The sequence below is a fragment of the Paenibacillus motobuensis genome (assembly GCF_039521865.1).
GTDB classification, from domain to species: Bacteria; Bacillota; Bacilli; order Paenibacillales; family Paenibacillaceae; genus Fontibacillus; species Fontibacillus motobuensis.
In genome coordinates this window covers 407,412-433,533 of the sequence record NZ_BAAACX010000009.1, presented here as the reverse complement: position 1 = coordinate 433,533, position 26,122 = coordinate 407,412, and the positions used below count along the sequence as shown (strand labels likewise).

At 47.2% G+C, this 26,122-nt stretch carries 26 protein-coding genes, 1 pseudogene and 2 riboswitches; of the genes and pseudogenes, 15 read left to right on the top strand and 12 right to left on the bottom strand.

What is annotated here, in order from left to right; translation table 11 throughout:
- Positions 1 to 20 precede the first annotated feature (20 nt).
- The 6 genes and pseudogenes from ABD014_RS12660 to rpoD form a co-directional block, all read left to right on the top strand.
- Complete coding sequence (locus ABD014_RS12660; RefSeq protein WP_343861521.1) at positions 21 to 428, top strand: hypothetical protein; 408 nt, start codon at positions 21 to 23, stop codon at positions 426 to 428.
- Between the two features lie 49 nt (positions 429 to 477).
- Positions 478 to 2,157, top strand: a complete 1,680-nt coding sequence (kdpA, locus tag ABD014_RS12655; RefSeq protein WP_343861519.1) for a potassium-transporting ATPase subunit KdpA — start codon at positions 478 to 480, stop codon at positions 2,155 to 2,157.
- Between the two features lie 20 nt (positions 2,158 to 2,177).
- A complete protein-coding gene (gene kdpB / locus ABD014_RS12650) occupies positions 2,178 to 4,208 on the top strand; it encodes a potassium-transporting ATPase subunit KdpB (protein ID WP_343861517.1) in 2,031 nt (676 codons plus the stop codon).
- Positions 4,209 to 4,238: 30 nt separating this feature from the next.
- On the top strand, positions 4,239 to 4,865 hold the full coding sequence (gene kdpC, locus ABD014_RS12645; protein ID WP_343861515.1) for a potassium-transporting ATPase subunit KdpC: 627 nt from the start codon (positions 4,239 to 4,241) through the stop codon (positions 4,863 to 4,865).
- Between the two features lie 59 nt (positions 4,866 to 4,924).
- Positions 4,925 to 7,234, top strand: a complete 2,310-nt coding sequence (locus tag ABD014_RS12640) for a histidine kinase (RefSeq protein WP_343861513.1) — start codon at positions 4,925 to 4,927, stop codon at positions 7,232 to 7,234.
- Positions 7,235 to 7,504: 270 nt separating this feature from the next.
- Positions 7,505 to 8,365, top strand: a pseudogene (rpoD, locus tag ABD014_RS12635) (RNA polymerase sigma factor RpoD); the annotation flags it as partial.
- Positions 8,366 to 8,476: 111 nt separating this feature from the next.
- On the opposite strand, the gene ABD014_RS12630 reads toward rpoD, so the two are convergent.
- Positions 8,477 to 9,568, bottom strand: a complete 1,092-nt coding sequence (locus ABD014_RS12630; RefSeq protein WP_343861508.1) for a chymotrypsin family serine protease — start codon at positions 9,566 to 9,568, stop codon at positions 8,477 to 8,479.
- A 155-nt stretch (positions 9,569 to 9,723) separates the two neighbouring features.
- Positions 9,724 to 9,784: riboswitch (Fluoride riboswitch) on the top strand.
- Between the two features lie 103 nt (positions 9,785 to 9,887).
- On the opposite strand from ABD014_RS12630, the gene ABD014_RS12625 reads away from it, so the two are divergent.
- Positions 9,888 to 11,222: a voltage-gated chloride channel family protein gene (locus tag ABD014_RS12625; protein WP_343861506.1), complete on the top strand. Its 1,335-nt coding sequence runs from the start codon at positions 9,888 to 9,890 to the stop codon at positions 11,220 to 11,222.
- Between the two features lie 72 nt (positions 11,223 to 11,294).
- Here ABD014_RS12625 and ABD014_RS12620 read toward each other — a convergent pair whose 3' ends face one another.
- Positions 11,295 to 11,714: a DUF4183 domain-containing protein gene (locus ABD014_RS12620; RefSeq protein WP_343861504.1), complete on the bottom strand. Its 420-nt coding sequence runs from the start codon at positions 11,712 to 11,714 to the stop codon at positions 11,295 to 11,297.
- A 206-nt stretch (positions 11,715 to 11,920) separates the two neighbouring features.
- On the opposite strand from ABD014_RS12620, the gene ABD014_RS12615 reads away from it, so the two are divergent.
- The 5 genes from ABD014_RS12615 (at position 11,921) to ABD014_RS12595 (ending at position 15,723) form a co-directional block, all read left to right on the top strand.
- The gene (locus tag ABD014_RS12615; RefSeq protein ID WP_343861502.1) at positions 11,921 to 12,799 is read left to right on the top strand and encodes a DUF4183 domain-containing protein; all 879 of its coding nucleotides are present in this window, start codon (positions 11,921 to 11,923) and stop codon (positions 12,797 to 12,799) included.
- A gap of 222 nt (positions 12,800 to 13,021) precedes the next feature.
- Positions 13,022 to 13,900, top strand: a complete 879-nt coding sequence (locus ABD014_RS12610) for a radical SAM/SPASM domain-containing protein (RefSeq protein WP_343861500.1) — start codon at positions 13,022 to 13,024, stop codon at positions 13,898 to 13,900.
- A 45-nt stretch (positions 13,901 to 13,945) separates the two neighbouring features.
- Positions 13,946 to 14,857: a helix-turn-helix transcriptional regulator gene (locus ABD014_RS12605; RefSeq protein WP_343861498.1), complete on the top strand. Its 912-nt coding sequence runs from the start codon at positions 13,946 to 13,948 to the stop codon at positions 14,855 to 14,857.
- An 89-nt stretch (positions 14,858 to 14,946) separates the two neighbouring features.
- Complete coding sequence (locus tag ABD014_RS12600; RefSeq protein WP_343861496.1) at positions 14,947 to 15,423, top strand: DinB family protein; 477 nt, start codon at positions 14,947 to 14,949, stop codon at positions 15,421 to 15,423.
- Positions 15,424 to 15,456: 33 nt separating this feature from the next.
- On the top strand, positions 15,457 to 15,723 hold the full coding sequence (locus tag ABD014_RS12595) for a zinc ribbon domain-containing protein (protein ID WP_343861494.1): 267 nt from the start codon (positions 15,457 to 15,459) through the stop codon (positions 15,721 to 15,723).
- Positions 15,724 to 15,787: 64 nt separating this feature from the next.
- Here the strand turns inward: ABD014_RS12595 and ABD014_RS12590 are convergent, their stop codons facing one another.
- The 5 genes from ABD014_RS12590 to namA all read right to left on the bottom strand — a co-directional run bounded on the left by ABD014_RS12590 (position 15,788) and on the right by namA (position 20,143).
- A complete protein-coding gene (locus ABD014_RS12590; protein ID WP_343861492.1) occupies positions 15,788 to 16,438 on the bottom strand; it encodes a type 1 glutamine amidotransferase family protein in 651 nt (216 codons plus the stop codon).
- A gap of 74 nt (positions 16,439 to 16,512) precedes the next feature.
- Positions 16,513 to 17,475, bottom strand: a complete 963-nt coding sequence (locus ABD014_RS12585) for a helix-turn-helix transcriptional regulator (protein WP_343861490.1) — start codon at positions 17,473 to 17,475, stop codon at positions 16,513 to 16,515.
- Positions 17,476 to 17,574: 99 nt separating this feature from the next.
- Entirely contained in the window at positions 17,575 to 18,417 is an 843-nt protein-coding gene (locus ABD014_RS12580) for a 1,4-dihydroxy-6-naphtoate synthase (protein ID WP_343861488.1), read from the bottom strand.
- Positions 18,414 to 19,118, bottom strand: coding sequence for a futalosine hydrolase (locus ABD014_RS12575; RefSeq protein WP_343861486.1), 705 nt, complete (start codon positions 19,116 to 19,118; stop codon positions 18,414 to 18,416). Before ABD014_RS12575 ends, ABD014_RS12580 begins: the two co-directional genes overlap by 4 nt.
- Before the next feature lie 11 nt (positions 19,119 to 19,129).
- Complete coding sequence (gene namA, locus ABD014_RS12570; RefSeq protein WP_343861484.1) at positions 19,130 to 20,143, bottom strand: NADPH dehydrogenase NamA; 1,014 nt, start codon at positions 20,141 to 20,143, stop codon at positions 19,130 to 19,132.
- Positions 20,144 to 20,322: 179 nt separating this feature from the next.
- A riboswitch (guanidine-I (ykkC/yxkD leader) is annotated at positions 20,323 to 20,430 on the top strand.
- Positions 20,431 to 20,554: 124 nt separating this feature from the next.
- Between namA and ABD014_RS12565 the strand changes: the two genes are divergently transcribed.
- Entirely contained in the window at positions 20,555 to 20,893 is a 339-nt protein-coding gene (locus tag ABD014_RS12565; protein WP_343861482.1) for a DMT family transporter, read from the top strand.
- A 2-nt stretch (positions 20,894 to 20,895) separates the two neighbouring features.
- The gene (locus tag ABD014_RS12560; protein WP_343861480.1) at positions 20,896 to 21,210 is read left to right on the top strand and encodes a DMT family transporter; all 315 of its coding nucleotides are present in this window, start codon (positions 20,896 to 20,898) and stop codon (positions 21,208 to 21,210) included.
- A gap of 95 nt (positions 21,211 to 21,305) precedes the next feature.
- Here ABD014_RS12560 and ABD014_RS12555 read toward each other — a convergent pair whose 3' ends face one another.
- Genes ABD014_RS12555 through ABD014_RS12545 form a run of 3 tightly spaced genes read right to left on the bottom strand, consistent with a single transcriptional unit; the run spans position 21,306 to position 23,589 of the window.
- Positions 21,306 to 22,034: a hypothetical protein gene (locus ABD014_RS12555; RefSeq protein WP_343861478.1), complete on the bottom strand. Its 729-nt coding sequence runs from the start codon at positions 22,032 to 22,034 to the stop codon at positions 21,306 to 21,308.
- On the bottom strand, positions 22,031 to 22,738 hold the full coding sequence (locus tag ABD014_RS12550) for a fluoroquinolone export ABC transporter permease subunit (protein WP_343861476.1): 708 nt from the start codon (positions 22,736 to 22,738) through the stop codon (positions 22,031 to 22,033). The genes ABD014_RS12555 and ABD014_RS12550 overlap by 4 nt, the downstream gene beginning before the upstream one ends.
- Positions 22,735 to 23,589 carry an ABC transporter ATP-binding protein gene (locus tag ABD014_RS12545; protein WP_343861474.1) on the bottom strand — a complete coding sequence of 285 codons (855 nt, stop codon included), beginning with the start codon at positions 23,587 to 23,589 and terminating at the stop codon, positions 22,735 to 22,737. Before ABD014_RS12545 ends, ABD014_RS12550 begins: the two co-directional genes overlap by 4 nt.
- Before the next feature lie 207 nt (positions 23,590 to 23,796).
- On the opposite strand from ABD014_RS12545, the gene ABD014_RS12540 reads away from it, so the two are divergent.
- Positions 23,797 to 24,384: a TetR/AcrR family transcriptional regulator gene (locus ABD014_RS12540; RefSeq protein ID WP_343861472.1), complete on the top strand. Its 588-nt coding sequence runs from the start codon at positions 23,797 to 23,799 to the stop codon at positions 24,382 to 24,384.
- An 84-nt stretch (positions 24,385 to 24,468) separates the two neighbouring features.
- Here ABD014_RS12540 and ABD014_RS12535 read toward each other — a convergent pair whose 3' ends face one another.
- On the bottom strand, positions 24,469 to 24,660 hold the full coding sequence (locus ABD014_RS12535; RefSeq protein WP_126999782.1) for a hypothetical protein: 192 nt from the start codon (positions 24,658 to 24,660) through the stop codon (positions 24,469 to 24,471).
- Positions 24,653 to 25,810 (bottom strand): DUF4062 domain-containing protein, encoded by a 1,158-nt coding sequence (locus ABD014_RS12530; protein ID WP_343861467.1) that lies wholly within the window; start codon positions 25,808 to 25,810, stop codon positions 24,653 to 24,655. The genes ABD014_RS12535 and ABD014_RS12530 overlap by 8 nt, the downstream gene beginning before the upstream one ends.
- Positions 25,811 to 26,122: the final 312 nt, after the last annotated feature.

The following is a 26,122-nucleotide window of genomic DNA, read 5'->3' as shown; positions in this document are numbered from 1 at the left end:
TTCAAGGAGGGTGTTCTCAAGTGGAGGAAGAGTTTGTTCTAGTAGCAGCACCGAATCCGGTTGGACTGAAGTTTATTTTGCTGCTGATGGCGGCGAAGCGTAATTTCGCGGTCATGGTGAACAACAAGAAGGAGGAAGAAGTCCTTCATAAACTGGGCGTAAGACATGTACTGCGTATCAAGACGGATGACGAGCAGAGCTGGATCGTCCCGCCGTTTCCGATCGGACGCTGTTATATTTTTGAACTGAGTATGACATTAACCTGTCGCTATTTGCAAATCTGTCGGAGATGGACGCGTGATCAGATTTTCATTATTACTCCGAATAGAAATCCGCGCATGATTTACAAAGGGCTAGGAGCTTCTTATGTCATCCATTCCGTAAGCGGAGAGGTTGGATTTCTGCTTGCAGCAAAGCTTGAGCGATAAGCCAGAGCTTAAAAACAATAAGTAGGATTCCAGATGGGGTGAGTGTATTATGGATTATTTACAAATGTTCATTGTGATCGGCGTAATATTGCTGCTGGTGAAGCCGGTCGGTACTTATATATATCATGTTTTCTCTAATGTACCTAATCGTAGTGATCGCATTTTCGGAGCAATGGAGCGGTTTATTTTCAACATAGCCGGCTATAGGCGGCGCGAAGCGATGGATTGGAAGAAATATGTGATCAGCTTGCTGGCAACGAATGTGGTGTTGATGACAATCAGTTTTCTGCTTCTCAGCCTGCAGCAGTGGTTCCCATGGAATCCCGAAGGAAGCGGCAGCATGGAGCCGACGCTGGCATTCAATACGGTAATTAGCTTCATGACCAACACGAATCTGCAGCATTATAGCGGGGAGACAGGGCTTAGCTATTTCTCGCAAATGGCTGTAATCACAATGATGATGTTCACATCAGCTGCTACAGGTCTATGCGCCGCCATCGCTTTTATCCGCGGAATTACAGGAAGAGGCCAACGGCTGGGGAATTTCTTTGAGGATTTTGTGAAGGCGATTGTCCGTATTCTTCTGCCTGCTTCTCTGATCGTGACGCTGCTACTGGTCGCGCTTCAGGTTCCGCAGACCTTGCGGCCTACCACGGCAGTGAACACGCTGGAAGGGATTGTACAGCGAATCTCGCTTGGACCGGTGGCCTCGCTGGAATCCATTAAGCATTTGGGCACGAACGGTGGTGGATTCTTTGGAGCAAATTCATCCCATCCGTTCGAGAACCCAAGCGGGTTGACGAATGCAATTGAGATGTGGTCCATGTGGGTGATCAGCGCGTCATTACCTTATACATTCGGTTTATTCGCGCGCAATAAGAAGCAGGGTTGGGTTATTTTCTCGGCGATGATGGTCTTGTTCCTTGCATTTCTGTCTTTGGTCTATTTCAGCGAGAAGGCCGGGAACCCGCTCTTCCATACGCTTGGGATAGACGTCGCGCAAGGAAATATGGAGGGCAAAGAGGTTCGTTTCGGGGTTACGGGCTCGGCACTTTTTACGGCGATTACCACCGCTGCGACTACGGGGAGCGTCAATAATATGCATGATTCGCTTACTCCGCTCGGCGGCTTGGCAGCTTTATCCCAGATGATGTTGAACGTCGTCTTCGGTGGGAAGGGCGTCGGACTTATGAACATGGTGATGTACGCCATACTCGGTGTGTTTATTTGTGGATTAATGGTCGGCAGAACGCCGGAATTCCTCAGCAAGAAGATTGAAGCCAGGGAGATGAGGCTGATCGCAATTGCGATTCTTATCCATCCCTTAATTGTGCTTGCACCAACGGCGATCAGTACTATGACTGGGTTAGGGTATGGCGCAGTTACGAATCCGGGGTATCATGGACTGTCGCAAATGCTGTATGAATATGCATCCTCTGCGGCAAATAACGGCTCCGGTTTCGAGGGTCTCGCGGATAATACGGCGTTCTGGAACATCATGACCGGATTGGTCATGCTCCTGGGCCGCTACGTCTCTATGATTGCCTTGTTAGCTGCTGCAGGGTCCTTAATGCAGAAAGAACCCGTCATGGAGACCATCGGCACGCTGCGGACAGACAATAAATTATTTGCTGGAATTCTCGTCGGAACGGTATTGCTTATCGGAGCTCTTACTTTTCTGCCGGTTCTTGCCGCAGGTCCTGTTGCTGAGTATTTGACGCTAAAATAATTCAAAGAGGTGTGCTAAACATGAGCACTAGGCATAAATCGATGTTATCCAGAAACATGATGCGAGGAGCCGTACTGGACAGCTTTAAGAAGCTGAATCCGATATGGATGATCAAGAATCCGGTTATGTTCGTCGTAGAAATCGGAGCTTTCCTCGTACTCCTACAAATCTTGTTCCCTGGATTGCTTGGGGAAGATCACATTACGGGAGTCAACGTGGCCATCTTCTTGATCCTGTTAATTACGATATGGTTCGCGAATTTTGCTGAAGCTCTTGCGGAAGGAAGAGGGAAGGCCCAGGCGGACAGCTTGAAGAAGACGAAGCAGCAAGTTATGGCTAACCAATTAATAGGCGGCAGTACGAGAAGCGTACCTTCCTCCGAGCTGTGCAAAGGCGATGTTGTTGTTGTATCGCAAGGGGAGATGATCCCGGCAGACGGTGAAATTATCGAGGGGCTGGCCTCGGTGGATGAATCTGCGATCACGGGGGAATCGGCTCCGGTTATTAAAGAAGCTGGCGGCGACTTCAGTTCAGTTACAGGCGGAACTCTGGTCGTTAGCGACAGGATTGTTATTCGTGTTACGAGCGATCCTGGACAGTCATTTATCGACCGGATGATTTCATTAGTTGAAGGTGCCGAACGTCAGAAGACACCGAATGAGATTGCTTTAGGAACTTTGCTTACCGTATTAACAGTTATTTTCCTGATTGTGGTCATTACCTTAAAGCCGATAGCCGATTATTTGGATATTCATCTGGAGATCACCGTGCTAGTATCGCTGCTTGTCTGCCTAATTCCGACGACAATCGGGGGGCTGTTGTCCGCGATCGGGATTGCTGGAATGGACCGGGTGACTCAATACAATGTACTGGCGATGTCCGGTAAGGCCGTTGAAGCTGCCGGAGATGTCAATACAATGATCCTCGATAAGACAGGTACGATTACATTTGGCAACCGAATGGCAGCTGAATTTCTCCCCGTTGGTAGTCGGGCTGAAGACGAGCTTGCCCATTGGGCTGCGGTCTCTTCGGGGTTCGATGAGACGCCTGAAGGACGCTCTGTAATTGAATTGCTTCGGAGACAAGGGCTTGAATATGATGAAACTTTGGCGGCTAACGGAGAGATCATCGAGTTCAGAGCCGAGACGCGTATGAGCGGTGTCGATCTGCAGGATGGTAGGAGAGTACGCAAGGGTGCTGTTGATGCGATCAAGAAATGGGTCAGCAGCCGAGGCGGACAAATTCCCGGCGACCTGGAGGCAGTTACCAATCAAGTGGCTTCTGCGGGAGGAACTCCGCTGGCGGTTGCTGTTGATGAAGTGATCTATGGCATTATTCATCTCAAGGACACTGTTAAACCAGGCATGAAAGAACGATTCGAGCAGCTGCGTAAAATGGGGATTCGAACGATTATGTGCACGGGTGATAATCCACTGACTGCAGCTACGATTGCAAGAGAAGCTGGGGTGGATGATTATATCGCCGAATGCAAGCCAGAGGATAAGATTGATGTCATCCGTCGTGAGCAGGCACAAGGGAAGTTAGTTGCGATGACTGGTGACGGGACGAATGATGCTCCCGCATTAGCTCAAGCGGATGTAGGCCTGGCGATGAACAGTGGGACGGTATCCGCCAAGGAAGCGGCGAATATGGTGGATCTCGATTCAGATCCCTCCAAGCTGATTGAGGTTGTAGGGATCGGCAAGCAGCTCTTGATGACTCGCGGAGCGTTAACTACGTTTAGTATTGCAAATGATATCGCCAAATATTTTGCAATTATACCCGCGATGTTCATGCTGGCAATCCCGGAGATGGGCGCACTTAACATTATGAAGCTTGGTTCGCCGCTCTCGGCCATCCTGTCCGCCTTAATCTTCAATGCGGTAATTATTCCGCTCTTAATCCCAATTGCTATGCGTGGAGTCAAGTATCGGCCAATGAGCTCGCAGCGTCTGCTAAGCAGAAATTTGCTGATCTTTGGTTTGGGTGGTGTTGTAGCCCCGTTCAGCGGAATTAAACTGATTGACTTGTTCGTACATTTATGGATCTAATTCATGTGCTTAGAAAGGAAGTAATCAAGTATGGCTGTTACTAAATCTGGTAAGCAATCGTGGTTGTCTGCTTCGGGCTCGGCCTTATGGGCCGCTCTCCGCTTCAGTATCATTTTTATCGTTCTCTGCGGAATTATTTATCCTTTGGCAAGTACAGGTCTGGCCCAAATACTATTCCCATGGCAGGCGAACGGAAGTTTAGTTAAGGATAGCCAGGGGGATGTCGTTGGTTCTGAGTTGATTGGTCAGTCCTTCATGGATCCGAAGCTGTTCCATGGGCGAATATCCAGTATCGATTACAATGGAGCAGGCTCTGGATCTAGCAATTATGCGCCTTCCAACCCGAAGCTAACGCAACGGATGGAGTCTTCGCTGGAAGTATGGAAGAAGGACAATCCAGATGTGCCGTTAAGCAAGCTTCCCATCGATTTAATGACGAATTCGGGTTCTGGACTTGACCCTCATATTACGCCGCAAGCGGCGGAATCACAGATTCCGCGAATCAGCAAGTTGACAGGTATTTCGGTGGATAAACTGGAATTGTTGGTTCAGGATGCAACTAGCGGACGGGATCTAGGTCTCTTCGGTCAACCGAGAGTAAATGTGCTGCGGCTTAATATGGAGCTGCAGGAGCAAATCGCAAGAGGTAATTCTTAGTTTAATTCAATCTGGTTAACTTGTTCTGGCGGAATAATGGGCGGGGGGTGAAAATGCCAATGACCTATCGAAGGAAGACGCCTGAAGAAATATTGCAATATATGGAACGAATGCGGCGTGGCAAACTTAAGGTTCTGATTGGCGCGACTAGTGGCGCGGGCAAAACTTATCATATGCTACGTGAGGGGCAGCTTCTAAAATCGAAGGGAATCGATGTGATTGCTTGTGCGGTCACAACTTCTCAGCGACAAGAGACGATGGAGCAGCTGAATGGAATCGAACGATTGCTGAGTATTCACTGGATGAAGGAGGGAGTAGAGAAGAAAGATCTTCCTCTGGAACAAATCTTGCAGCGCAATCCGGAAGTGGTGCTCGTTGACAATCTGGCTCACCGCAATCGGGAAGGGGCGCGCTTCGCAACTCGTCTCGAAGATATCTCATTTCTGCTGGAACAAGGGATCAGTGTTATAACGACAATCAATGTATACGAATTGTCCGGAGCAGACATCATCGCCAGGCATTATACAGGAATTCGCGCAGAGAATACCGTACCGCCGGAAACCCTGGATATGGCCGATGAGGTCAGATTAATCGATGTATCACCTGAGACTTTGCTGAAGCGGATTGAAGACGGATTGCTTGGTCATAGGGTTCATCCAGCTATTTGCCGTAGGGACAATGTAGCTGTACTTCGAGAGCTATCTCTTAGGTTGATGGCCAATGGGGTAAGCGATATGCTGGATAAGCATCGCATGTCAGAAGGTCTTGTCGGTCCTTCAGGAACCGCGGAGCGAATTCTAGTGTCCGTCCAATATCATTGGAACGGCTCAATCTATATCAGACGTGGGCAGCAGATCGCCAAGCGGTTGAATGGAGAGCTTATTGTCGTCGTATATATGAAGCCGGGCGTGAAGCTGACGCCGGAGCAGAGGGCCTTCAAGAGCTCGATTCAGCAATTATGCGATAAGATCGATGCTGAGTTCATCGAACTACCTTTACAAGGACGAAGGAGACTAGCAGGCCAGCTTGCCGAACTGGCGCTGGAACGTAAAGTTACACGGATCGTAATGGGACACTCCAAAATGAGCACATGGCAGGAATTAAGAAAAGGCTCGGTTATTAAAGGCTTGCTGCGCAAGCTGCGAAGTACGGATTTATTCCTGATGGCTGATCGCGCCGAGAGCGAGGGCGAGCGAATCATGGCCATGCGTCCTACCAAGCTCAATCATGATATGGGCCCTTCGTTTCGCCGGGCAAGCTTGGAGGAAGCCAACCAGCAGACAAAGAATCTTCATAAGGGATCGCTGAAGGTATATATCGGGGCCGCTCCAGGCGTAGGTAAAACCTATACCATGCTGCGGGAAGGTAATCATCTTAAGACAAAAGGGATTGACATTATCCTTGGATTGCTCGAGACTCACGGCAGACAGGAAACACAGGAGCAGGTTGGAGCGCTGGAGTTGATTCCGCGGAGAAAATGGCAGTATCGACAGACTGAATTGGAAGAGATGGATACAGATGCGATCTTGCATCGTAATCCAGAGGTTGTTCTGATCGATGAATTGGCACACTCCAATGTTCCAGGAAGCAGGTTCAAGAAGCGGTATGAGGATATACAGCTAATTCTCGAAGCGGGCATTTCCGTTATTACGACGGTCAATGTGCAGCATCTTGAGAGTCTAAATGATGCAGTAGAACGTTTGACCGGAATACGGGTTCAGGAACGGGTTCCCGATGCGCTTCTACAAATGGCAGATGAGGTTGAACTGATTGATGTAACTCCGCAGATGCTACAGCAGCGGCTGCGTGAAGGGAAGATTTACGCCCCGGCGAAGGTGGAGCAATCGCTGAACTCCTTCTTCAAGATGGGGAATTTGATTGCACTAAGAGAATTGGCACTTCGTGAACTGGCCGACGACGTGGATGAACGCTTGGAGTCATGGGAGAGAAGAACATCTTTGCGGGGACCGTGGCGTAAGACAGAGTTCATCTTTGTATGTATTACTCATAGCGCAGGAGCTGAACGAATCATCCGTCGCGGCTTCAGGCTTGCCTATCGACTTAAAGCGGGATGGCATGTCGCCTATGTGGGAAATAATAATATAAGAAATGATTCTCCAGAGCTAGTGAAGATCAGAAACTTAACTCAGCAATTAGGCGGCCAGTTTGAGTTGTTACAGATGAGGCAGCATAAGGAGACAACAGCGGCGTTGCTGGCTAGGGCGGAGGAATTGGGCGCATCACAGATTATTATCGGGCAAGCGAAGCCGAAGAAGCTCCGTTTGCTAGCTAGTGAAGCACTATTTATGCGTCTGCTTCGCAGTTCTGCAATGCGGGATGTGCTCATAGTCTCAAGAGAAGAATATTAGCCCGAAAAACATAAAAACGCAGATCCATAAGGATCTGCGTATCTGTTTATAAATCAGACTTGTAATTATTAAAAAACTATGTTAAAATGACGGATAGCCAAAACACAGGCGTTTTCAATGCAATATTTAAACTTATATTAGCATAAACGCACTAAATTGTCAAATAGGCACACTGCTGGTAGAAATATTGAAAGCGGGAGTTATTTGTTTTTTATTTTTAGGGTGGGGGTCTGACTGATGGCAGAGGATTTAAAACATACTGAATCATACTTGACAGATGACCTATCGTTACCTCCTGGGGTTAAAATCGATGATCCGGTCAGAATGTATCTTAAAGAAATTGGACGCGTTCCTCTGTTGTCGGCTGAAGAAGAAATTGAGCTGGCACAAAGGGTAGAACAAGGTGATGAAGAAGCGAAACGCCGTTTGGCGGAAGCGAATCTGCGTCTTGTTGTAAGTATCGCACGACGCTATGTCGGCCGGGGTATGGTATTTCTCGATTTGATCCAGGAAGGCAACATGGGCCTGATCAAGGCGGTAGAGAAATTTGATTATTCCAAAGGGTTTAAATTCAGTACGTATGCAACATGGTGGATACGTCAGGCTATCACGAGAGCGATTGCCGACCAAGCCCGGACGATCCGTATCCCGGTGCATATGGTTGAGACGATTAATAAGCTGATCCGTGTATCGAGACAATTGCTTCAGGAAATTGGACGCGAACCAACGCCGGAGGAGATTGCAGCTGAGATGGAGATTTCACCGGAGAAGGTCCGCGAGATTATGAAGATTGCCCAAGAGCCGGTCTCTCTCGAGACGCCAATCGGTGAGGAGAATGACTCCAATCTGGGCGATTTCATTGAGGATCATGAAGCGCTGGCACCAGCGGATGCAGCCGCCTTCGAACTGCTGCGTGAGCAGCTCGAAGAAGTGCTGGATACACTTACAGAGCGTGAAGAGAATGTGCTTCGACTGCGCTTCGGGATGGACGATGGTCGCTCCCGTACGCTGGAGGAAGTGGGCAAGGAATTCGGCGTTACGCGGGAACGAATTCGTCAGATTGAAGCCAAAGCACTGCGCAAGCTAAGACATCCAAGCCGCAGCAAACGCTTGAAGGATTTCATGGAATAACCACATCATCTAATTATTATATCTATGAGCAGGACCTGACTATTCGTCAGGTCCTGTTTACTATTTATCTGAAGTTCTCATTCACGGGCCAACGCTTGTTATCCCATGAGGTTATTTCGACTTGTTATGTGAATTGCATGTACGGCAGGAGATTGACTTTAGAGTCTTGACGGATAATGGATGTGTATATACATAGCGTTTTTGTTTACCGCGGTTCGGTAAGGATAGAGCATGTTTACCGCTTTTTGCTACTCTTGCACCGAACACCTTCATAAACCAGTCAATCGGGTATGAGATGGAGAGAAGGCCATTATCAGAACCAGCGAAATTGACCGCTGCGGCTTTATTGCCTTTCTTCGTCAGCCAAACGGAGCCAGAGTCTCCAGGTAAAGAGACCGGACCCTTCCCACGTATGATACTCTGATTCTTGAAGTTGATCGTACCCAGATTCCCATAATCGCCGTAATTCACCTGGATATCCGTATGGATAGATTCCACTGTACCTGTAACAACCCCGCTTGTTCTGCCCACCTTCTTAAACTTATCGCCTACTTTGTAGCTTGTGATATATCCGGGAACGTTCCCATATACGGCGTATTTCGGCTTCACCAGACTTCTCCTGAGCGGGCGAGAGATGGCAGCATCTATATAATTATTTTTTTTCTTGTGCAGCTTGACATATTTGCTCATGTAACCGACAAGATCCTTCTTGGTCGATCCGCCATCGGCGCCGCCGGGCTGAATCGTCGCTGAAGTACGACTCGAATTGTTGTCAACGAGGACATGGTTATTACTAAGGATATATCGATTTGAGCCCTGAGGATCAGTACTTACAATCAGTCCGGCGGTGCCTGATTCATCGGCCCTGCCGATACTGTATCCAGCGATCACCGGACGTATGCGCCTCATAAACTTACCGCTGTCAGCATTCTTTTTGAAGCCTTTGGAACGAACGACCCGTACAGGAACGCCGGATATCTTCTTGGCAATATTCGTCGAAGGATGCCGGGTGTGCGAGGTTTTTCGCTTACGGGGACTAGCGGTTGTTGCCGATGCCGGAGTAGCATAGACGATGACGGCTGCACCCTTGCCCGGCTTGCCCGGTTCCTTCAAGCCGACGCCAATCCCGTGGATTCCCCGCTTCTTAAGCATGGTTCTAGCGATGCGCTGTTTCAATAAGTACGCTTTACGAAAACTGGTCAATTGGCATTCACCTTTCTCTGCGCTTTTTGTTCCATTCTATGCAGAGGGCATGGCATCTGCCTGCCCAAGCTTAAGTGACTTGTCATTGGCATCCTGGATCAGAAATTGGATTGACGCAGCTCTGCTAATGTAATATAATTTCACATAGTGAATTGATTAATATAGGCGATGGAGTTCGCCATAACCGCCGTGAAGGCTAATGACTCCTACCAGGTGTGGATATCCTGGTAGGAGTCTGTTTTTTTTCAGTGATTGGAGGAACAGATCATATAGCCTTTCACGCGGCAGCAACAATAGGTCAGAGAAGAGGAATTATGTGATGAACGAACAAAATGGGGAGAAGAGGGAACGCCTACTGTACGGTTTCCCGCATATTGCTTATTTGGGCTCTTTTTTGAAATGGCTTGTTCTCGGTGGGATTGTTGGAATTCTCGCCGGGAGTGCTTCGGCCTTATTCTTGCATAGTCTGGATTACGTGACGCAGCAGCGTCTATCCCATCCTTGGCTGTTATTCCTGTTACCTGTTGGCGGAGCGCTGGTCAGCTATATGTATATGAAGTTCGGCGGGAGTAGTTCAAGAGGGAATAACTTAATTCTGGAAGGTATCCAGAATGGAGGAGAGACCATTCCACTAAGAATGGCCCCACTAGTCCTGTTCGGAACGTTGATTACGCATTTATTCGGCGGCTCGGCCGGACGTGAGGGAACGGCAGTGCAGATGGGAGGAAGCTTGGCTGAGTGGTTCGGTAAAATGATTAAAATCGATGCGCTGGATCGTCGGATCTTACTCATGTGCGGAATTAGCGGCGGCTTTGGTTCGGTGTTCGGAACACCGCTTGCCGGAACGGTCTTTGGTCTTGAAGTTATTGCGATTGGATTGATGAGTTATAGCGCGCTTATTCCGTGCTTTGCAGCCAGCTTCATTGGAGATATAGTAGCGACTCATGTATGGGGCGTACACCATACGAGCTATTCCGTTGATTTGATTCCAGCATTGTCTGTTGCGGTATTGTTGAAAGTCCTGCTGGCTTCAGTCATCTTCGGCTTGGCGGGTCTCTGCTTCAGCGAACTCACTCATTTTCTTAAGAGGACTTTCTCCAGGCTGTTTAAGAATCCAATATTGAAATCTGCCGTTGGTGGTGTAATAGTCATTGCGCTTGTATATATCGTCGGCAGCCGTGATTATTTGGGGTTGGGTATACCTTTGATCACCTCTTCGATGACGGAAGGAGTTTCTCCATTCGCTTTCTTATGGAAGCTTCTATTCACTTCAATTACTCTTGGCACCGGATTTCAGGGAGGAGAGGTAACGCCTTTATTCGTTATTGGTTCGACCCTTGGGCATTCCCTGGCAGGTCTCCTGCATATATACGGCCCATTCCTGGCTGCGCTTGGTTTTATCGCAGTCTTCTCTGGTGCAACGAGTACACCCATAGCCTGCTTCATTATGGGGATTGAAATTTTTGGCTCCGAAGGGGCGTTATATATGTTCATTGCTTGTATCGTAAGCTACGTCTTCTCGGGACATACGGGAATATATTCTTCTCAACAAATCGGCATGTCCAAGAGCGGACTACTGCGGGTTGATACTGGCTCCTCGCTTGAGGATTGGAAGAAGACGAAGAAAAAAGCAAGACAATCGAGCAATAATTAACATTAAAACGCAAGGAAGTATAGAAGGCTACTCAATATATGACTAGCCTCCTGTTTGGTGCATGTGATTGGTTCAGGAAGTAATTGTGATGACTGGTGCGGAAATATCGGGTGGGGTTGATAGGGCCGATGATACGTTGGCGAAGCTGACGATCTCCAGTTGGATTGGCGTGCCAGCGGAAAGATCCGGAGTTGTTGCATTCAATACAAGATCAGTTGTTGACAGTATAGACAATGATTGCTGTTGCAGAACCCCGTTAATGTACACGTTGAAATAGTCATTAGCTGTTAGTGCTGGCAGTGCTGTGATAGTAGCATCCGCGTCGTCTACGAAGCTTCCGGCTGGAATTGTAGTATTCGTAGGTCCTAACATGCCTGCGGTCAGTGTGGCAAAGTATCGGGTTGTATCAGGGTTTAACGTCGTTGTTACTGTACCGCCGCTGGCAACGGGTGCACTTGCAGTAGCTGTAAATACCGGTTTAATAACGGGCATGGATTCTCACTCCTTATTAATATATCACTAGATCGAGAGATTCTCGATTCATAATATATAATGATTTTTTTATAGAATGGCGACGGCGTTTCTACATATGGATTATTTTCAAACATCTGCCCGAATTAGGTAATCTGTCCATTTCTTCGCCACGGATTCAACATAAGATAACATAGTCAAGAATCAGGGATCGAGGAGGTGGATTGATGCTTTTACGCAGTCTTAACAGACGAAGAGCAAAGCAGAGCAGACATTCATATGCATTCAGACTGGGAAATATGAGGCATCATGTGAAATTAGCTAAATGGCGCAAAAGAAAGAGACATCTCAATAAAACGCATCACTTCGAGAGGAATAGACGACGTTGGAAGATATCTCATGGGGAAGTAGTCCAACTTCCACATTGTGCTCCACCACCTAATAAACCGCCGCATCTTCCCCCGGATAGTCACGCAGGATTGAACGATCCGCCTGGCGTAAGAATGCCAGGTTCACGAGGTCCGGAAGATAAGCAGGGACTACAGGGATTACAAGGATTAGAAGGACTTCAAGGCCCTCAAGGACCGCAAGGTCCGCCAGGGCCACAAGGTCCGCCAGGGCCACAAGGGACACCCGGACCCATGGGGCCAGGAGGGAATCAAGGTCCGCGGGGGGAACAAGGCATGCCCGGACCAGCGGGAATCCAAGGATTGCGGGGATTCTCCGGTCCCCCAGGGGAACAAGGTCCGCCGGGACCTCCTGGACCTGTGGGACCACAAGGACCTCCCGGACCAGCGGGTGGCAGTAATTTAAGCGTCATCGTACTGGCCTTCCGCTATTTCTATTTTCCTGACTCAGATTTGCAATCTTCTGTTGTCATACCTGTAGAACAATTCCATAATGATGATGGAAATAATGCAACTCAGTTTCTTGGTCCGGATCCTAGTAATTACTCGAATTTGTATATTAACGGAATTTTACAGGAAGGACAAATATATGAGGTCATCACCGATTCATTAATACTTGAGCTGGGGGATGATACCGTATTTGCCGGTACGCCGATTATCCTTGAACAAGTAAAAATCAGCATGCAAAGCAGCGGATAATGAGGACGGACCGCAACGTCAGGACGGAAGAAGCTTATGTATGGGGAATCCGGCATGGCGCGGCGGTCCGTGGATGAATGAACAGTCAGTTATTACTGTGGAATTACCGTGACTTTTAGGACAGATCAGTTAGAATAGGAAGTAGATTGGACAAAATTATGAGGATGGATCTGATAGATCATCGCTAGCAAGTGCTTGAGGATTGGAGAAGAGAGAACGCATATGAAGAAATTCAAGAAATTTTATATTGAGACGACGAGCATTTGCAATTTGGCCTGTAGTTTCTGCCCGCCAACGGAGAGACAAGCCCGTTTTATTAAAGTGGAGGATTTCAGCAAAATTCTGGATGATATTAAGCCACATACAGATTACATATATTTTCATGTTAAAGGCGAACCGCTGCTTCATCCCAAAATCGATCAATTGCTTGATCTAAGCTATGACAAAGGCTTTAAAGTGAATATAACAACAAATGGGACGTTAATTCATAAGGCAGCTCCGAAGCTGCTCGGCAAGCCTGCGCTAAGGCAAATGAATTTCTCCCTGCACAGCTTCGATGGACATGCCGGTTCGGAGAATCGCGAAGGCTATTTGCGAGAAATCTTCACCTTCGTGCGCGAAGCAACGGCACTATCGGATTTGATCGTATCCTTCCGACTCTGGAATCTAACGAGAGATAATGTCGAGAACCATATACGCAGCCGCAATAGAGCTACCCTTGGCTTGATCGAAGAGGAGTTCGGACTTGATTATCGGATTGAGGAGAAGGTTGTTCCTGGAAGCGGTGTTAAAATTGCCGAACGGATTTATTTAAATCAGGATGTGGAGTTCGACTGGCCTGATCTGAAGGCGGAAGAGGACGATGGACGTGGATTCTGTCATGCGCTGCGCAATCAGGCGGGAATTTTAGTCGATGGTACAGTGATCCCTTGTTGCCTGGATGGAGAGGGAGTTATTAACTTGGGCAATGTGTACGATAGGCCGTTCTCTGAGATTATTGAGGGCGAGAGAGCAAATCGCTTGTACGAAGGATTCTCACGCAGGGAAGCCGTCGAGGAGCTATGCCGTAAATGCGGATATCGCCGTAGATTCGGGAAGTAAGGGGAATTAAGAGAATGTATCGCTAGAAGCGATGCAGGAGGAATCATGTCAAAAATTACGCGTTTGTTTGAAATTGTTTATATTTTACTGGATAAGCAGACGGTCACTGCAAAGGAGCTTGCCGATCATTTCGAGGTGTCGCCACGAACGATCTATCGGGATCTCGACATTCTTAGCGAGGCTAACATCCCGATCTACACGAACAAAGGAAAGGGCGGCGGAATCAGTCTGCTCGAGAGCTATGTTCTGAACAAATCATTGCTATCCGAGCAGGAGCAGAGGGACATCCTCTCCGTCCTTCAGGGAATGAAAGCAACTCATTATCCTGAAGTAAATCGGATTCTCACGAAAATGAGCGGTATGTTCGGGTTCCAGCAAGCGAACTGGATTGAGGTTGATTTTACTCACTGGGGCGATGAGAAGCAGGAGCGTTTCCAGCTCATTAAGACGGCTATATTGGAGCGACATCGGCTTTCCTTCGACTATTATGGTACAAGCTCATATGAGAAAACAGCACGGGCGGTGGAGCCGATACAGCTCTGGTTCAAAGGGAGGACCTGGTATTTGAGGGCGTATTGCCTGGACAGACAAGCGATGCGTGTGTTCAAGCTGTCAAGGATGAAGGACCTGATTGTCCTTGAAGAGAACTGTACCCGAAGTCATCCGGATGCCGTCCAAGAGGAGCAAGAACAGACAGGCTGGGCAGCCCAGACGATGGTTACATTTAAACTGAAAATAAACGGCGCGTTATTGTACCGAATTTATGATGAGTTCGAAGAGGAGCAAGTTGCTCGCTGTGAGGATGGAAGTTTCATTGTGACAGCGTCTTATCCGGAGGATGACTGGGTGTATGGCTATATCCTATCTTTTGGCGATATGGCTGAGGTGCTAGAGCCCGCACATATCCGTGAAATTATTAAAAGTAAATTGAAAAATATGATCGGAAGGTACACTTAATATGACATAAAGGTGTCAGTTAATCGCTTATATAATGAAGATGGGTCCAACGATATGACAGTTAATGATTAGTAGGGAGGAGGGGAAGAGTGGCGAAGACAAGTACGGAAATGGTCGAGGAGTACAACGGGTTTATCCCTTTCGTGGCTTCGCTCTGCGACCTGGAGGATAAATATTGGGACAATCCGATCGCTGAGGGAAAATGGACGGTGAAGGACATGGTATGTCATATCATGCTCTGGGATAAGTATTTCTATGAGGAAGCTATTGAGAAGATTAAGCTGGGAGAACCCTTGACTGTGAAGCATCAGGATTTCAACCAATTCAATGCTCAAGCGATCCAATATGCGAAATCCAGGACGAAGCGGGAAATCTATGATCAATTCGTAGAGTACCGCTCGAAGATTATCCGTGCTATTTCCGGTTTGCAGGAAGAGGAGTATTTGCGAAATTATGTGGACGGAGATGGTAAGAGGTTTAGCATCCACAGCTATTTGCGCGGATTTATTCCTCATGATAAGAAGCATAAGAAGCAAATACAAAGCTTTATCAAAGTAATGGATTGAGTCAAGCTGAAAATTTGAATGGAGGAATTTGAGATGAATGAAATGAAGCTATGCCAGAGCTGTGCTATGCCGATGAACCAGCCTGAAGCTGAGTATGGGACGGAAGCGGATGGATCGATCAGCGAGGACTATTGTCATTATTGCTATAAAGAGGGAAGCTTCACCGCCAATGTGACAATGGATGAAATGATCGAGATTTGTGTTCCTCATATGGTGTCGGATGAGCCGGGAGGCATGAGTGAGGAGACAGCACGTTCTATGATGCAGGGTCTGCTTCCTACGCTGAAGCGCTGGAAGTAAGACTGTGATAAATAAGAAGCTGTAGCTAAAGCCGTTATTAACGTCTAGCTACAGCTTTTATTATTCATTTCTTTTCGTTTGACTCATTAGTAATCGAATCCATTAACTGAAAAAAATACTCAGCTTCATGCGTTTTATTAAGGTTATACCATGCATGGAGTGTCTCTGGTGCAAATACATCTAAAACTTTTAGAACCTCCATAGCAAACTCCAGAGGAGCTACTCCTGATGAAGTAACCAGATTATTGTCAGATACCGCTGGCCCCGGTTCATACCAATTCTCCCCTTTATAAGCAGGACAGACCATTTTTAAATACTCCAGGTTATTGCTTGTATGCTTTCTTGAGTTCAGGTATCCGCTATTGGCGAGCCCCTCAGTTGCCCCACAAATTGCAGCGACAACAGTACCGATATCCATAGCCTCGCCAATTTTTTTTAAGATAGGTTGATGGATTTTTTCTCCCCAAGTATTCCCACCAGGTAAAATGATAAGATCTTTACACTCTAGAAGACAATCAACAAGGGGGATATCCGGTTTTATTTTCAGTCCGCCCATTGTAGTAATGCTATCTTTAGTAGCACCAACTGTAACTACTTTTAAGGGGGCTAAATCTCTTCTGAAGAATCTTCCTGAGTTTAGTTCGGCAATTAAATATCCATATTCCCAATCTGACATTGTATCAAATACATAAAGATAAGCATTGTTTGCTGGCATCCATAACACTCCTGTCATCATTCATTGAGCTTATTATAAAACAACTTCCCTGACAGCTAGCGTCAGGGAAGTCATCAGACTTGATGAAATTCAATGAACTCTGAAAGAACTTCAACGAGCCTTTGTTTAAGACTGATTGGCTCAATAATTTGAATAGATTTGCCGTATGGTAAAAGCAAATAGGGGACGTGCGTATGTATTATGTCTCTTTCCAGCAGGAATACTGCTTGATTCGAGGTCTGCTCCTGTAAATAATTCCCTAAAAACCAGTGTTTGCAGACATTATGTAACGTGTTTTGATTTCCGGTGATAACCAGAGGGATAATGTCTTCTTTATCGTCTATGGACGGAAGGAGGTTCTTCAGAAAAAAGTCATGGGCCGAAAAATGCTCCGGGCTGTTAAACTTATTTTCAGTTAGCAGGAGATGTTCAATTCGCTCTACTCTAAAGCTGCGAATATCATTCCGGAGATGGCAAAATCCGATCACGTACCATTTATGATTCCAATAAATATTTTTGTATGGATCAATCAATCTATAACTTGATTCATTCTCGCTGCATTTATAATATTGAATTTCCACAGAGTATTCTTCAGTTATAGCCTTCTCCAGGAGCTTCAAGTAAGATTCCGTCGAGCGCAAATTTATTCGGCCTATTACATTTAGACTGGTTACTTGTTGGTTTAGTCTTGTTTCCTGCTCTCGGTTAGAATATTTGCTCAGCTTCGAAATAGCCCTATTTAATGCTTCTCCTCCGTAATATCCGGCTTCTTCTGCAAAAATAGCAGCATGAAAAAGGGATGTCTTCTCTTCTACATCGAAAAAAAGAGGGGCCTCCATGAAATCATTTAATAAAGTATATCCACCATGATGTCCTGTATCCGATATAATAGGCACGCCGCTTGTTGAAAGAGTGTCTATATAACGGTATACAGTTCTTATATTCATCTCTAACTTTTCGGAAATTTGTTTTGCAGTAATTTTTTCACCTGATTGGAGCATCCATAGAATAGCTAGTAGATTGTCGATTTTAGGCATATTATGGCCGCCTTTCGTTGCCGTTCTTAATAAAATGAAATAGTAAAGGCAGCCATGGTAGGAAGATTCATAAGTCAGGCTGCCTTTTTATTCAGATTCCTATACTCTCAATGCCGCAGGATCGAAGGCCGGAACCAGACCTTCATCGGCTGCACGGTTCAGCAGTGCTGATATCGCAGCATAGCCGTCATCGCCCAGATCCGCTGAGTATTTGTTCACATAGAGATTAATATGTGCTTGCGTAACCTCAGGGGACATCTCTTGGGCATGGCTGAGCACATAATCTGCTGATGCTTCTGGATGAGCCCAGGCATATTCCACAGATTGTTTGATCCAGTTGCTGATAGAAGCAAGATCGAGCGAACGATCGGCAATGATCGCACCTAATGGAATCGGCAAGCCCGTGTCTTCTTCCCACCAGTTGCCAAGATCGGCCATCAGCTGCAAACCATAGTTTTTATAAGTAAAACGCGCTTCGTGAATGACCAGTCCGGCATCGATGGAGCCATCCTGGACCGCAGGCATGATCTTATCAAAAGGCATGACGATAATCTCGCCAACGCCTCCCGGTACATGTTGTGCAGCCCAAAGCCGGAACAGCAGATATGCTGTCGAGCGTTCGCTAGGTACAGCAACGCGTCGGCCAGAGAGGGAAGCAGGATCGCCGAGTTGCTCGGAATCCCCCTTGGTCAATACAAGCGGTCCACAGCCGCGTCCAAGCGCCCCTCCACACGGAAGCAGGGCGTATTTGTCCAGTACCCATGGCAGGGCGGCAAACGATATCTTCATAATGTCTCCGCTATTCCCGTCAGCCGCCCATCCGTTCGTTCGATCGATATCGGCATAGGTCACTTCAAATTCAGGAGTTCCCGGGATCAAGCCATGGACTAGGGCATGGAATATAAAAGTATCATTAGGACAGGGTGAAAATGCAATTCTCATCGTTGTAATACCTCCGCTAAATTATAGCAGGCCTGTTCAAGCGCTTGCAGAGCGTCGCCAATTCGCCATAGCTCACGATTACGCGGGCCAATAGCATTGGATATCGTCCGGATCTCCATGACGGGGATGTTCAGGCGGTGGGCAGCAAATGCCGCACCATAGCCTTCCATCGCTTCTGCCACAGCTCCGGGAATTCTTCGCTTCAGCTCATCGGCAGTTTCTCGAGTTCCGGTCACAGTGGAAAGGGTTAGAATAGGCCCGCTGCAGACGGCCCACCCGGCACTTTGGATCGACTTCGTCAACTCTTCAGTGAGAGCAGAAGCCACCGGAATGCTTGACGAACCGAAGCCAAGCTTGTCCACACTGGAGAAGCCATCCCCAGTCTCGGCTCCCAAATCGGCAGCAATGATGCTATCAGCGATAGCGATCGAACCGATCTCGGCGCGATCTGTGAAGCCGCCGCCGATGCCGGCGCTAATGACGAGATCATATTTCGGATTGGCGGCCAGATAGGCGGCGGTCTCCGCAGCCGCTGATATGGGGCCGACCCCGCATAACTGCACATCAAACTTTGCTTGTTCTGTAGAACCTTGCCCGCTCGCAGCCTTGGCAATGCCACGCAGTACGGCCTCACGCTCGGCCTCTACTGCGGTCATAATTAGGATATTTCTGTAGTTAAGCGCTGTCTGAGTTCTATCCATATCGTTCATCATTAGAACGCGCGATCATACTGCTTCGGAGGCTGAAACTCAGCACCTAGCTCTTTGGCTGCATGCAAGGTCCAGTATGGGTCCTTCAGCAGTTCACGTCCAAGGAAGACCAGATCGGCTCTGCCGTTGCCGATAATCTCCTCTGCGTGCTGGGGGCTTGTAATAAGACCTACCGCGCCGGTTGAGATCTCGGCTTGATGACGAATCTGTTCGGACAGATGCACCTGATAGCCAGGGAAAATGTCTATATGAGCGGGGACAAGGGCACCTGAGCTGCAATCGATCAGATCAACGCCTTGTTCCTTCATTTTGTGTACGTAATAGATGTAGTCCTCAAGATGATTGCCGCCTTCAGCATATTCCTCGGCGGAGATGCGCACGAATAGAGGACCGTCCCATTCCTGCTTGATAGCCTCGATCACTTCCCCGAGCAGGCGATAGCGGTTGTCGGCACTTCCGCCGTATTCATCTTTGCGATGATTGGAGAGCGGCGACAGGAACTCGTTCAGCAAATAACCGTGAGCTGCATGAATTTCAATGACATCGAATCCAGCTTCTTTAGCGCGGCGAGCCGCATCCCGGAATTTTTGCACGATACCCTGAATCTCTTCAAGATCGGCGGCCTTTGGCATCTTCATTGCAGCGAACGGAATCGCCGACGGAGCCAGAATTGTCTCTTCAAGATCGGCCTTGCGGCCTGCATGGGCAAGCTGGATACCGGCTTTGGCCCCGTTCTGCTGCATCAGCGATACAAGTCTTTGCAGCCCTTCGATGTGCTCATTATCCCAAATGCCAAGGTCTCTATAGGAGATCCGGCCTTCAGGCGATACAGCGGTAGCTTCGACAATAATCAGGCCTACGCCGCCAACTGCACGGGTCGGATAGTGGACGAGATGCCAATCAGATACCTTGCCGTCCTTATTGGGTGAAGAGTACATGCACATAGGGGACATCACGACCCGGTTTCTGAATGTCGTATTCTTGATCGTAAAAGTGGAAAACAGCTTTCTGTCCATATTTGTCTACACTCCTTTTTTATATATCTATTTGATTGTAAATAATAACAATATTCCGCAATTATTATGTTAAATCATTGGGGAGCAGGTTACAAGCGGGGGCATTTCCGAATACATCGATCTCCTTGATTGGCTTAGCATAGTTGACCCGAGCTTTAGATTCCCTTATGATAGGGTTACATTTTGTTTTCTAGGGTTCCGCAGCCTGGTTTGGCGCTGGACTGGTCCGAGAGAGAACGCACAGACACAAGAGTCTGTGGACACGGAGGGATAAAAGCCCGGGAGGATATCAGAGAGGATATCTTCTCCGGCTTTTTTTGTCTTTACGAGGTTCGGAGAAGAGAGGGGCAGTGGGATTGAATCCTTCAAGACCGTATCCATCTGGACATCGTTAGGGAGAGGAGTGAGGAAATGAGTCGCAACTGGTCATTAGTATTTATTGCTGGATTGCTTGAGATTAGCTGGGTCATCGGACTGAAGCATGCAGGAACCACTCTGGAATGGATGGGGACTGCGTTCTCGATCGTGTTCAGTATGTATCTGTTGATTCTGTCGACGAAGAAGCTGCCGGTAGGAACGGCGTATGCGGTATTTACAGGCATCGGAACTGCGGGTACCGTACTGACGGAGATGCTGATCTTCAATGAACAGGTCAAGCTGGCGAAAATTTTATTGATTCTGCTGCTGTTAGCCGGCGTAGTGGGTCTGAAAATGATTACGAAAGAGCATGGAGTGAAGGAGGAGGGATAAGCATGGCTTGGATCTTGCTCGTGTTGGCCGGATTCGGGGAGGTGCTGGGAGTGGCCGGAATCAATAAGCTGAACCAGCGTAAGGACATCGTATCCTTTTCCCTTTTGTTCGGCGGTTTTATTCTTAGCTTTGTGTTGCTATCTATTGCAATGGAGTCGATCTCCATGGGGACTGCTTACGCGATCTGGACCGGAATTGGTACGGTGGGCAGCGCGGTTGTCGGAATGATCCTCTATGGGGAATCCAGAGAATGGAAAAGGATACTGTTCATCGCCATGGTTCTGTCCGCAGCCGTCGGGTTGAAGCTGATCGCTTAACCGGCTAAGTAATAATAAGTGACGCCCCCCTAACGGCAGTCATTTTGACATTGGGGGGCGTATTTAGGGAAATAACACGCATAAATCCGATTAGGTTAATCCTGTCTCCGCAGAAATTTACGAAGCATCACATACACGGCCAGCAGATGAACGCTTAATCCAATCAAAGTGAGCAGCAGCGCCCTCCATGGGCCTTCTTCATACCCGCGGTGCAGTACCTCGTAAATCCAAAATGGGGGAAAGATGCCCAGTCCATATTTTAAAGGAGAGTGTATAAACCATGCTGCTGCTGGAATGGCCACGATCAGACTCGCTCCTTTGGATAGAGCAAGACCCTCTACTTTATTAGCTGCAAAAGCAACCAAGAACAATGCAATGATAGGCGCTTCAAACGCTGCCATCGGTAGCAGGTACAATACCTGTGTTGTTGTCACTGACTCCGGTGCCGCTAACAAGAGCAGGATCGTATCATAAGTGATCGAAAGGACAACCGCTGTAGCGAGTCGGCAAATCAGATAGCCACTTCGGGATAGCGGCGTCACCGCATAATATTGGATCAAATGATCATCCCGCTCATCCAGCATCATAAATCCGCACATACAGCCAAGAATCAAGCTAACCAGCAGAAGAGACACTCCAGTAATGAGACCATAATAATCGGATAAGTCAAACTGGAAGTACATTGTGAGTACATCATTTGCAGCTGGCACTCCAAATTTCACAGCAAAGATGAGCAGCAGTGGGGCAAGAAGATAGAAGAACAGCATGGCGTCCCGGCCAACGAGCCGCATATCACTTCGGAGCAGACGTAGTGCAGGAATCATGATCCATCACCTCCCATCCGCAGCATAATAAACTTCCGGAAAGAATACCGCGTCCAGAGGAAAGCAAGACCGCCCCAACTGGCAAGCAGCAGAATCGCATATAAGATTTGCAACCATGGTAGGGGCTCGAATGCCGAACGGAGCAGCATGAACGAACCTTGAGTCGGCAATATATAATAAATGGGCGTAGACCAGATATTAAGGAAATCCAGAATTGGAAGCATAAATACGAACGTCACTAAAGTAGATAGAAAAAAGAAACCATTTATTGAGCGGCAGCGAAAGGCGACTCCCATGCCAGTCAGCGTGAAGAATACAGACGTCAGGAACACTCCTGTCATAAACAGCAGCGAATTCGTACCAAATCCGAACTGGCTGACATGAATCAAATAACTGCTGATCATGGATAACAGAGTAAGGGATAGCGTCTTTGACATCATGTACTCCTCAGGTTTATAAGGTGTCACAAATAACGTGTTATGAATATCCTGACCTTTCTCCAGTAGCACCAAGCCACCGATAAAGAAAAAGCCAAGCATGCTTGGATCGGTAAACGTCAGCAAAACATCGGCCATTTCACGGGAGGAGGCAGGCAAAAGTCGCAATAACACGATGTAGAATAGGCTGATCACCAGGTAAGCGTAATAAAATCCGTGTCTATGCTGCAGTTTAATATCATATGCGATGGCGCCTGCCATTCTCATTCCAGATTCCTCCCCGTCACCTTGATAAAAATGTCCTCAAGCGTTGCTTCTTCCGTATGAATCGTTTCTATCTCTTCCCGCAGCAATAGTCCCGTGAACTCTGGATTAGTCCCGATACCACTTAATGCGAAGTGTTCTTGTTTTACTTGCTTATCTTTTCTGTATTCCACCCGGACGCGCCTTTTACCGTGCTGCACTTTTAATTCACGTGGGGTGTCAATGAGAACGATGCGTCCGTCGACTATAAAAGCGATTCGATCGCAAATTTCTTCTGCCGTATGCATATTGTGCGTTGTAATCAGTATCGTTTTTCCATCGGCTTTCATTTGTAGAATGATCTCCTTGACTAACCGGGCATTAACCGGGTCCAGTCCAGAGGTAGGCTCATCCAGAAACAAAATATCAGGTTGATTCAGCAACGCACGACATAGGTTAAGCCTCATCTTCATTCCTTTGGAGAAATTCTCAACCTTTGTATGGCTGTATTTCGCGAGCCCAACCCTTTCTAGCAGTTCCTCAGGTTTGCTTGTTGGTCCTTTATATAGAGAACGAAACAGACGGAGATTCTCCAATGCGGTAAATCGACCATAAAAATTAGGAAACTCAAAGGCTACACCAATTCGCTCGTAATAATCAGGTTTAGCATCACAGACATTTCTCCCCAACACGGTGACTTGCCCTTCGTATTGCTTCAGGATGCCGATGAGGATTTTCTGAGCCGTGCTTTTGCCGGCACCTGAGGGACCCAGGAAGCCAAAAATTTCACCCTTTGGAATAGAAAAATAAAGTCCATGAAGAACCTGCTCCTTGCTCCCGGGATACCTATATTTCAAATCATGTACTTCGATCATAAATCCCTGCAGCTCCTTTTTATAAAATTGTGTAGTATCGTTCAGATCCGTTCGCGCGTTATTACTCGTTTTCAATAATGAATTATAATTCACTTTTAAAATACGCTGATCCATTTATAAAGTCAAGATAATTTCATCGCCCTCTAGCCGTCGTTGACAACTCAGTTCGGTCATCCTATATTTAAAAGCGAATGGAGGTTCACGCTTATGCAGGTTTTAAAAGATGAGCTGCGGCATGCTATGCTGAAGGCTGCTCAAAATATGTTCCTGGATTCCGGTTATGAGAAGACATCCATGAAGGATATCGCAGCTAAAGTGGGGGTGTCGGTAGGCAACTTGTATCGTTATTTTTCCAATAAAGAAGCTTTGCTGGAGGCCGTCACGATGCCGGCGTACGAACGGCTGCTTGAGCTAATGGAGAAAAGTGAGGACATCTCGGCGGACCGTATGCCGATCATCTTGGATCAGTTGGAGAGCTTGCTAGCGGAGTTCCTGCGCGAATATCGGCAGAATTTGCTGATTTTACTGTACGAGAGTAAGGGAACACGGCAAGAGAATATTAGAAATGAATTCTTTGATCGCTTTGTAGGTCATGTCGAGATGCATTTTGCGGATCATAATCAAAAGACGGCAACTATGAAGCAACTTAACTCAGATGCGGCGCGGCCGCTAGCGATTGCGTTCCTGGAAGGATATTTTGAGATCATTCGCCTCTATAGCGATGAAGAGCAGATCGTACAAGCTGCCCGAGAATACGTAACCATATGGTTCTCAGGACTACAGATCTTGCTATAGTTAAAAAAGGCCTGAGCCGGTATAAAAACCAGCCTCAGGCCTTACTCATCAACTTTAATCAGGGAAGCAGGGATGCAATTCAGTTCATGCCCGTTTGGTTGCTTGGGCGAACCGATCCTTGATTTGTTTACTATTACGTTTCACAGCAATTCGCTGTTCTTCTAATATTTGCGATGAATTTTTCTTAGGAGGGGCAAATAATAATGCTTCCTTGGGTTGAATTCCAATCGCTTTGCTTACCCGTCCATTCTTGGATACGAACACACCGCTACCCACGCTGCATCCCTCCTAGACTTAGTTTAATGAATTCGATAATAACAGGATTTTTACTTATTATAGCATGGTTTACACTTTCTTTATAGCGGATAAACTTCCTATAATCCCAATCTGGTTCAGCCGGATAATGTAAAGTGATGACATAAGGTCCGGAACGGATACAATAGTAGAACATATTCTTAGCTGCGGTGAAGAAGACCTGTTCACGCTGATCACCCATTTGGTAAGTCAGAACGGCGTAGGAGCTCTTATTGTCCAGCTTATAGTACGGGGGACCTTGTGCCTTTCCACACTTGGCGACTAGATGGAGTTGATCTTCCTGGCTCACATACAGGGTTATCGCGGAGCAATCTCCATAGCTTCCGACACTCTCCGTCATATATTTCCCATAGCCATGTTCAATCATACCACCACAGGCCCGATCCTTAATCAGACTCAGAAATTTCTCCGCATCGCGAAAACCGCTGATCTGCATTTGCGGTATTAGACCAGCAATCAGATCAAAAGCCTCGTCCAACTGCTCCAGCCGGTTGCCGCTAAGCTGAATGGATTCCTCAAGCGGAAGCAGGAGGGAGCCTCTGCGAAGCAGATCGCTAAAATAGCTCTTCCAGTCGATGGGTACTCCCAGGGATAAATCATCTACATACACATTGCGCAAAATCATGTCGTAGAGGAAATACCATACATAGGGATCGATATGCGCTGGAACTTGCTTGTGTTTTCGCAGTGCATCCATCATATGAAGCGGGGAAGGGAAGCGTTCCTCTTTACTAATATATTGATCGATATATTGGTCGAGCAGCGGTTTGACGGTACTGAAGAAGATCCGCTTGACCTCGACATCAGCAAACACCAGGATGGTAATTTCCTGTTCCTGCGCTTTGATGAATTCCAGGTGAGTGATCGTTCTTTCCGCCGCCTTATCATAGGTGCCGGCTTTGCTGCTGATGAACAACAGATAAATATCGCATTGCTCGACAGCTTGCAGACAGAGCGTAACGGGATCAGCGCTGGCTAGCCACGGTCCGATATTCTCCTCCCACATCATCGGCTCATGGCCAAGGGCGTGAAGCTCCTGATACACGCTTTTGCGGAGCGGCTTCAGCCCGTCCTCGTTCACAGAACTTATGAAGATTTTCGTTCTCGCCAAGGTATGTAACACTCCTATAAACGTTTTTTCCAGTATAACCCATGTAGGCTTGGATGGATATATATCGTTGGTCATGCTTATTTACCGTTTAGACACTAAATTCATGACTGTAGATTGCGAGAGGGCAATGTAACGACTAGATTCGCTTACTTTTTGAATGTAGATAACTTTTTTTATAAAAATACTTGCAATAGGCAGATCACTTGTGTAATATATAAATATAAGTTACTAAATTATAGTTAGTATCAAACTTTTGTTTTAGAGAGAGGCCTAAAATTGCTGAATGGTTCACAATTTTAAGGCCAAAATAAG

Coding starts and splice junctions, on each gene's coding strand:
- ABD014_RS12565 (WP_343861482.1), top strand. CDS start 20,555: ATGAGTCGCAACTGGTCATTAGTATTTATTGCTGGATTGCTTGAGATT.
- ABD014_RS12585 (WP_343861490.1), bottom strand. CDS start 17,475: ATGCCTAAAATCGACAATCTACTAGCTATTCTATGGATGCTCCAATCA.
- ABD014_RS12555 (WP_343861478.1), bottom strand. CDS start 22,034: ATGATTCCTGCACTACGTCTGCTCCGAAGTGATATGCGGCTCGTTGGC.
- kdpA (WP_343861519.1), top strand. CDS start 478: ATGGATTATTTACAAATGTTCATTGTGATCGGCGTAATATTGCTGCTG.
- ABD014_RS12610 (WP_343861500.1), top strand. CDS start 13,022: ATGAAGAAATTCAAGAAATTTTATATTGAGACGACGAGCATTTGCAAT.
- ABD014_RS12625 (WP_343861506.1), top strand. CDS start 9,888: ATGAACGAACAAAATGGGGAGAAGAGGGAACGCCTACTGTACGGTTTC.
- ABD014_RS12580 (WP_343861488.1), bottom strand. CDS start 18,417: ATGAGAATTGCATTTTCACCCTGTCCTAATGATACTTTTATATTCCAT.
- ABD014_RS12620 (WP_343861504.1), bottom strand. CDS start 11,714: ATGCCCGTTATTAAACCGGTATTTACAGCTACTGCAAGTGCACCCGTT.
- ABD014_RS12595 (WP_343861494.1), top strand. CDS start 15,457: ATGAATGAAATGAAGCTATGCCAGAGCTGTGCTATGCCGATGAACCAG.
- ABD014_RS12550 (WP_343861476.1), bottom strand. CDS start 22,738: ATGAGAATGGCAGGCGCCATCGCATATGATATTAAACTGCAGCATAGA.
- kdpB (WP_343861517.1), top strand. CDS start 2,178: ATGAGCACTAGGCATAAATCGATGTTATCCAGAAACATGATGCGAGGA.
- ABD014_RS12575 (WP_343861486.1), bottom strand. CDS start 19,118: ATGGATAGAACTCAGACAGCGCTTAACTACAGAAATATCCTAATTATG.
- kdpC (WP_343861515.1), top strand. CDS start 4,239: ATGGCTGTTACTAAATCTGGTAAGCAATCGTGGTTGTCTGCTTCGGGC.
- ABD014_RS12545 (WP_343861474.1), bottom strand. CDS start 23,589: ATGATCGAAGTACATGATTTGAAATATAGGTATCCCGGGAGCAAGGAG.
- namA (WP_343861484.1), bottom strand. CDS start 20,143: ATGGACAGAAAGCTGTTTTCCACTTTTACGATCAAGAATACGACATTC.
- ABD014_RS12590 (WP_343861492.1), bottom strand. CDS start 16,438: ATGCCAGCAAACAATGCTTATCTTTATGTATTTGATACAATGTCAGAT.
- ABD014_RS12640 (WP_343861513.1), top strand. CDS start 4,925: ATGACCTATCGAAGGAAGACGCCTGAAGAAATATTGCAATATATGGAA.
- ABD014_RS12615 (WP_343861502.1), top strand. CDS start 11,921: ATGCTTTTACGCAGTCTTAACAGACGAAGAGCAAAGCAGAGCAGACAT.
- ABD014_RS12560 (WP_343861480.1), top strand. CDS start 20,896: ATGGCTTGGATCTTGCTCGTGTTGGCCGGATTCGGGGAGGTGCTGGGA.
- ABD014_RS12540 (WP_343861472.1), top strand. CDS start 23,797: ATGCAGGTTTTAAAAGATGAGCTGCGGCATGCTATGCTGAAGGCTGCT.
- ABD014_RS12605 (WP_343861498.1), top strand. CDS start 13,946: ATGTCAAAAATTACGCGTTTGTTTGAAATTGTTTATATTTTACTGGAT.